Here is a 6,000-nt window from a genome sequence, read left to right on the forward strand (position 1 = left end):
CGTCATGATCGGCCGCTGGGTGGCGCGCGTACCTCCCACGGTGCTTGTGCTGCTCGCGATCCTGTCGTCCCAGTTCGGGGCGGGACTCGCCCGCACGCAATTCGACGCCGTGGGCTCTCTCGGAGCGACGTTCCTGCGACTGCTCTTTGCCGCGATCATCCTGCTCGCGGTGCTGCGTCCGCGGATGCGCACGTGGACCCGCCGCGCCTGGCTGTCCGCGCTTCTCCTCGGCGTCGCGCTCGCCGGAATGAACACCATGATCTACCTGGCGTTCGAGACGGTGCCGCTCGGCGTCGCGGTCACGATCGAGTTCCTCGGTCCCCTCGTTCTCGCCCTCACCCAGACGCGCAGGTTCACCGATGCCCTGTGGGCGGTCCTCGCGCTGGTCGGGGTGGTGCTGCTCGGCTTCGACCTGCACGGATCGATCGGCTTCATCGGGCTCGTCTTCGCCGCGGGCGCCGGAACGTTCTGGGCGGGCTACATCCTGGCCAGCGCAAACGTCGGCCGGAACATCCCGGGCATCGACGGCCTCGCGGTCGCCATGGCCATCGGCGCCGTCCTCGCGGCACCGCTCGGCTGGCACGGTGCCGTGGCCGCCGTGCAGCAGCCGCTCGTGCTGGTGGCGTTCGTCGGGGTGGCCGCACTCTCCAGCGCGCTGCCCTACGCGCTCGAGCTGACGGCACTCCGGCGCATCCCGACGCGCATTTTTGGCGTGCTGTCGAGCCTCGGCCCGGCCGTCGCGGCAATCGCCGGCTTCGTGGTGCTCCGGCAGGCGCTGGGGCTGCAGCAGATCACGGCGCTGCTGCTGGTGACCATCGCGAGCATCGGCATCACCCTTGCGGGCGGGCGGCGGGAGAAGCCGCGTCTGGAGCCGCTCGGCTGACACCGCGCGCCCAGGCGTGCGTTAGCGGGCGGGTGCCCGGTACTGGATGTCGATTGAGTCGTCGGTGAAGCCGAGCGAGCGGTACAGGCGCACGGCGGCCGTGTTGTCGCCCTCGACGTAGAGGTGGGCGAAGCGGATGTCGCGCTGCCGCAAACGGGTCAGCCCGGCGGTGGTGAGAATCCGTCCGAGGCCCATTCCCTGCGAGTCCGGGTCGACCCCGACCACGTAGAACTCGCCGGAGTCGCCCTCCACCTTGAGCCAGCAGTAGCCGACGAGCTCGTCGCCGATGTGGAGAAGCAGGAAGTCGTCCGCGCGAAACCAGGGCTCCGCGATCAGCTCGTCGAGGTCGGTGCGGGTAACACTTCCCTGCTCGGCGTGGTGGGCGAAGGCGCGGGCGTTGAGGTCGAGCCAGGCCGCCTCATCGGTGCCGACGCGGAAGGTGGAGAGGCGGGCGTCGTGGGGGAGAGGGGGCGAGGACGCGGGAGCGGCGGGAGCGTCGGCGGGTGCGGGTGCGGGTGCGGCTGCGGGGTGCGTCATCTCCATGCGGAGGTGCAACAGTTCCCGCACGGGGGTGAGCCCGTGGCTGGAGGCGAGAGCGCGGGCGGCGGGGTGATCGCCGTGGGCCCAGACGAGCAACCCGGTGCTGGGGTGAGCGTGTGCGAGCAGGCGGTCAAGCAGCTGCGTGCCGAGACCCGCGCCCCTGGCATCCGGATCCACCACAAACTCGGCCTCGGTCGCAGACGCGAGTGCGACAGCGGAGGTGCCGATGCTGATCAGCTCGCGTTCGCCGGTGCGCAGGTCGACGAGGCTCTGGTCAGAGAAGGGCGGCTGTCCGTCGGTCGCGCGCGCGCGCTGAACGAGCGGCGCGAACCAGTCAGGAACCGACGGAGTTGAGTCGCTCATTGTCGTCTTCGTAGACGTTGAAGCGATACCCCACGTTGCGCACGGTGCCGATCAGGGATTCAAGGTCGCCGAGCTTGGCACGAAGGCGACGCACGTGGACGTCGACGGTTCGGGTGCCACCGAAGTAGTCGTAGCCCCACACCTCGCTGAGCAGCTGCTCGCGGGTGAAGACGCGGGAGGGGTGCGTTGCGAAGAAGCGGAGGAGCTCGAACTCCTTGAAGGTGAGGTCGAGCGGGCGGCCGTGCACCTTGGCCGAATAGCTGGCCTCATCGATGACGACGCCGGACGCCTGAATCTTGGAACTCGACTTGTCCTGCACCATGCGGCCGATGACGAGGCGGATGCGGGCATCCACCTCGGCGGGGCCGGCAGATTCCAGGATGACATCGTCGACACCCCAGTCGGCGCTGACGGCAGTGAGGCCGCCCTCGGTGAGAACGAGCATGAGCGGCACGTTGAGGCCGGTGGTGTTGAGAATCTTGCACAGCGACTTGGCCGCGGCGAGATCCTGGCGGCCGTCGACGAAGATCAGGTCGCACGTGGGCGCGCTGATCAGGGACGCCGGCGATGCCGGAATCTGACGGGTTTTATGACTAAGAAGACCTAATGCGGGTAAGACGTCAGTGTCGACCGCAGAGGTCAAGATCAACAGCTGCGCCACAGGGCCTCCATAAGTGCGTGGTCGTTAGTCTACAAGCGCCTTAACATGGTCTTGTGACCTTCAAGATTGCCAGCATCGTGCCCGTGTGGTTTCTGGCATTGGTGGGAGGACTTCTCGTCGGCCTATTATCGCCGTCCGACGAGTACTTCACCTGGCTGCCGATCGTGTTCGCCGGGGCGGTACTCATCACCTTCGTGATCCAGCTGGCGGTCGTGCGAAAAGACGGTCTCGTGCTGCGCGTGATGTCGAGCATCGGCGGATCGCTGGTAATACTCGCCGTCACCACCGGCATTCTGGCGCTCGTAGCCGCATAGAATTGCGGCATGCTGCTCGCACTTGAACTCTTCTTCGTAGGGCTCCTCGGCCTGGCGTCACTGTCGATCGGATTCGTCTCGGTCGTCGTTCTCCTGCGCCTGTTCAAGGGCCAGCGCTAGGTGCCTGCCTTACCTCTCGCGGTTATTTCCACGCCGGAAGTGCCCCGATGATCGAGCTGAACAGCGATCTTCCCGCGGAACTCGTGCCCCTGTCCTGGCTTCTCGGCGTCTGGGAGGGCACCGGCGTCGTGCACTACACCGTCGGCGACGATGTGCTCGATTACGAGTTCGGACAGCGCGTCTCGTTCAGCCAGGACGGCCTGCCGTACCTGAACTACAACTCCTACAGCTGGTTGCTGGATGACTCGCTGAAGCCCCTTGTCACCGAAAGCGGCTACTGGCGCCTTAACCGCCCCGCGGTAGCCGGCGACCCCGGCCCGGGCATGCTCTCCGGCACCGGAGACCGTCCGTTCGCCACCGCCGAGGACGTCGAGACCTTGCGCAACGCTAACGAGGGCTTCGACCTGCAGGTCTCGATCGTGCACCCCGGCGGCATCAACGAGCTCTACCTCGGCCAGGTAAAAGGCCCACGTATCGATTTGGCAACGGACGCCGTGATGCGCGCGTCCACCGCCAAGGAATACGCCGCCGCCACGCGCATCTACGGCCTCGTCGAGGGCCACCTGCTCTGGGCGTGGGACATCGCCGCCCTCGGCCAGGACCTGCGCACCCATTCCTCCGGAAGGCTCGCCCGTGTCGATTGACCCGTTCACCCAGTTGCCGGCCGCGGTCGGCACGCCACCCGAGCACTACGGCAACCCGCTCGGCGAACAGCGCGCGCTCGCCGAGGGCACGGCCATCGTTGACCTCTCCGACCACGCGGTGCTCACCATCACCGGTCCCGACCGCCTCACCTGGATCGACTCCCTCACCTCGCAAGCGGTGTCGCAGCTTGCTCCGGGCGAATCGGCCGAGACGCTTCTGCTCGACCCGACCGGCCGGCTCGAATATGCGGTGCGGATGATCGACGACGGGGTGACCACCTGGTTGCTGTTGGAGCCCGCCGAGGCATCCGGTCTCCACACCTGGCTGGATCGCATGCGCTTCATGCTGCGCGTGGAGGTCGCCGACCGTACAGAGGACTTCGCGACCATCGGGACGCTGGGCTCGCCCGCCCTCGATGTCGCCTCACCCAACGGGGTTCCGCTGGTGTGGCGCGACCCGTGGGCCGCCGTCGTGTCTGGCGGACACCAGTACGCACAGGTCGCCGAGCACCCCGGCACCGCCTACACCTACAGCGAGATTCTCATTCCCCGCGACGGTCTCGCGGCGGCGGCACTGCTGCCCGCCGCCGGAACGCTCGCCCTCGAGGCCCTGCGCATTGCGGCCTGGCGTCCGCGTCGGGCGACCGAGGGCGACGAGCGCACCATCCCGCACGAGCTCGACTGGCTGCGCACGGCGGTGCACCTCAATAAGGGCTGCTACCGCGGGCAGGAGACGGTGGCGAAGGTCCACAACCTGGGGCACCCGCCCCGGCGTCTGGTCCTGCTGCACCTGGACGGCTCCGAGGGGCAGTTGCCCTCGCACGGCGATGTGGTGCTGGCACCGGACAAGCGGGCCGAGGTGCCCGGAACGCTCGCGGACGTCGGGCACGTGACATCCACCGCACTGCACTATGAACTGGGGCCGATCGCCCTGGCCGTCGTGAAGCGTTCGACAGATGCGACAGCCGATCTCGTGGTGCAGGCCGGCGACATCGCGATCGCGGCGGCGCAGGAGATCATCGTGCCAACGGATGCGGGCGCGGAGGCCGACGTGCCACGACTGCCGCGGCTCGGCGCAGTCAGGCGCTGAGCGTGCCACCGGCGGCGTCCGGCGATGCGCTGCGCCGTTTTGAGCGGCGCATCCGGATCCGTCTCGACCTGACAGTCGCACTGAAGCGCGCACTTGCGTCGATCCCGGCGGCCGTACAGATCGTGATCGCCGCCATGGTGAGCTACTCGATCGCTCATTTCGGGTTCGGGCACGCGACGCCGCTGCTGTCGATCACCGTCGTCATCTCGACCCTTGGCTTCGGCCGTGACGCCCGGCCGCGGCGCGTGTTCGATTCGGTGGTGGGGATTCTCATCGGCATCCTGTTCAGCGAGGTGCTGTTCTCGCTGTTCGGATCGGGCGTCTGGCAGCTGGCCACCATCCTGTTCCTCACGCTCGTGGTGTCGCGGTTTGCGTCGCCGAGCGCGGCGTTCGCGGCGGCCGCCGGCACCCAGTCGATGCTCGTCATGCTGCTGCCTCCACCCGGCGGTGGCGTGCTCACCCGCAGCCTCGATGGGCTGATCGGTGGGGTGATCGCGCTGCTGGTGACGGCGCTGGTGCCGCGGGATCCGCGCGGCATCGCCCATCGGGACGCACGGCGCCTGACGTCCGCCCTCGCTGAGTCGATGGACGCACTGCTCTCCGGTCTGCGGGTCGCTGGGGAGCCGGCGGCCAGCCTCTCGGTCGAGCGCCTGCGTCGAACCCAGGCCCTCGTCGACGACTGGACCTCGTCCCTCGACTCCGCCATTGCTGTCGCGCGCATCTCGCCCTTCCTGCGCAGGCACCTGGCGACGCTGCGACATCAACAGCGCGTGCTCACCGGCATGGACCTCGCCGCGCGGCACCTGCGGGTGATCGCCCGCCGGGTGTCGTTCCTGTTGCGGGATGGCACGCTGCGGCCCGAGCTCGCCGACCTGCTGCAGCCCGTGGCCGAAGCAATCGCCGTTCTCGGGGCGAGCGTCGAGCATCTGGAGCGTCGCCACGAGGCGCTCGCGCTGCTCACTCCCGTCGCCGGGCGCCTGGACCCGGCGAGCTCGATGCCGGGTGCCCCGGTGACCGAGTCGATCATCGTGCTGCTCGTGCGACCGCTCGTGGTCGACCTGCTGACCGCTGCGGGAATGACCGCGGACGACGCCCGCGCGCTGCTCCCGCCGGTCTGACTTCGCGGCTCCGGCCGGGCTCGTGCCCGGGGCATCCCGTCGCACTGAACCGGGCGATGACGGCGGACCGGGCGAATGCGGCCGACCGGGCCCAATCCGGCGGACCGACGATTGCGGCCAACCGGGCGATTGCGACAAACCGGGCCAGTGCGGCGCGTCGGGGCGAGCGCGCACGGGTGATTTCAAGTCGTCGTTGCAACACCTCTAGTGAGGGTGGTGGTAGTTGTGGCGAAGCAGCGGGTGGATCGAGTGGCGTTGTGGGTGGCG

The 6,000-nt window shown here is 68.5% G+C and carries 7 protein-coding genes; 5 read left to right on the plus strand and 2 right to left on the minus strand.

The features are described from left to right. Positions 1 to 4: 4 nt before the first annotated feature. Entirely contained in the window at positions 5 to 883 is an 879-nt protein-coding gene (locus tag HB677_RS13660) for a DMT family transporter (RefSeq protein ID WP_213816281.1), read from the plus strand. Positions 884 to 904: 21 nt separating this feature from the next. Here HB677_RS13660 and mshD read toward each other — a convergent pair whose 3' ends face one another. Both mshD and HB677_RS13670 read right to left on the minus strand, forming a co-directional pair. Next, on the minus strand, positions 905 to 1,786 hold the full coding sequence (gene mshD, locus HB677_RS13665; RefSeq protein ID WP_213816282.1) for a mycothiol synthase: 882 nt from the start codon (positions 1,784 to 1,786) through the stop codon (positions 905 to 907). Then, complete coding sequence (locus HB677_RS13670) at positions 1,758 to 2,447, minus strand: response regulator transcription factor (protein ID WP_213816283.1); 690 nt, start codon at positions 2,445 to 2,447, stop codon at positions 1,758 to 1,760. Before HB677_RS13670 ends, mshD begins: the two co-directional genes overlap by 29 nt. A gap of 53 nt (positions 2,448 to 2,500) precedes the next feature. On the opposite strand from HB677_RS13670, the gene HB677_RS13675 reads away from it, so the two are divergent. From HB677_RS13675 to HB677_RS13690, 4 genes are all read left to right on the plus strand, one after another. After that, positions 2,501 to 2,761, plus strand: coding sequence for a hypothetical protein (locus HB677_RS13675; protein ID WP_213816284.1), 261 nt, complete (start codon positions 2,501 to 2,503; stop codon positions 2,759 to 2,761). Positions 2,762 to 2,928: 167 nt separating this feature from the next. Then, entirely contained in the window at positions 2,929 to 3,525 is a 597-nt protein-coding gene (locus HB677_RS13680) for an FABP family protein (RefSeq protein WP_213816285.1), read from the plus strand. Further along, positions 3,515 to 4,615: a folate-binding protein YgfZ gene (locus tag HB677_RS13685; RefSeq protein WP_213816286.1), complete on the plus strand. Its 1,101-nt coding sequence runs from the start codon at positions 3,515 to 3,517 to the stop codon at positions 4,613 to 4,615. The genes HB677_RS13680 and HB677_RS13685 overlap by 11 nt, the downstream gene beginning before the upstream one ends. A 2-nt stretch (positions 4,616 to 4,617) precedes the next feature. Beyond that, positions 4,618 to 5,733 (plus strand): aromatic acid exporter family protein, encoded by a 1,116-nt coding sequence (locus tag HB677_RS13690; RefSeq protein ID WP_213816287.1) that lies wholly within the window; start codon positions 4,618 to 4,620, stop codon positions 5,731 to 5,733. Positions 5,734 to 6,000: the final 267 nt, after the last annotated feature.

The sequence above is a fragment of the Glaciihabitans sp. dw_435 genome, from assembly GCF_018449675.1.
In the GTDB taxonomy this organism is placed as follows: domain Bacteria; phylum Actinomycetota; class Actinomycetes; order Actinomycetales; family Microbacteriaceae; genus Glaciihabitans.

Excerpts from the sequence above, each read along its gene's own strand:
- HB677_RS13660 (WP_213816281.1), top strand. The coding sequence starts at position 5 with ATGATCGGCCGCTGGGTGGCGCGCGTACCTCCCACGGTGCTTGTGCTG.
- mshD (WP_213816282.1), bottom strand. The coding sequence starts at position 1,786 with ATGAGCGACTCAACTCCGTCGGTTCCTGACTGGTTCGCGCCGCTCGTT.
- HB677_RS13680 (WP_213816285.1), top strand. The coding sequence starts at position 2,929 with ATGATCGAGCTGAACAGCGATCTTCCCGCGGAACTCGTGCCCCTGTCC.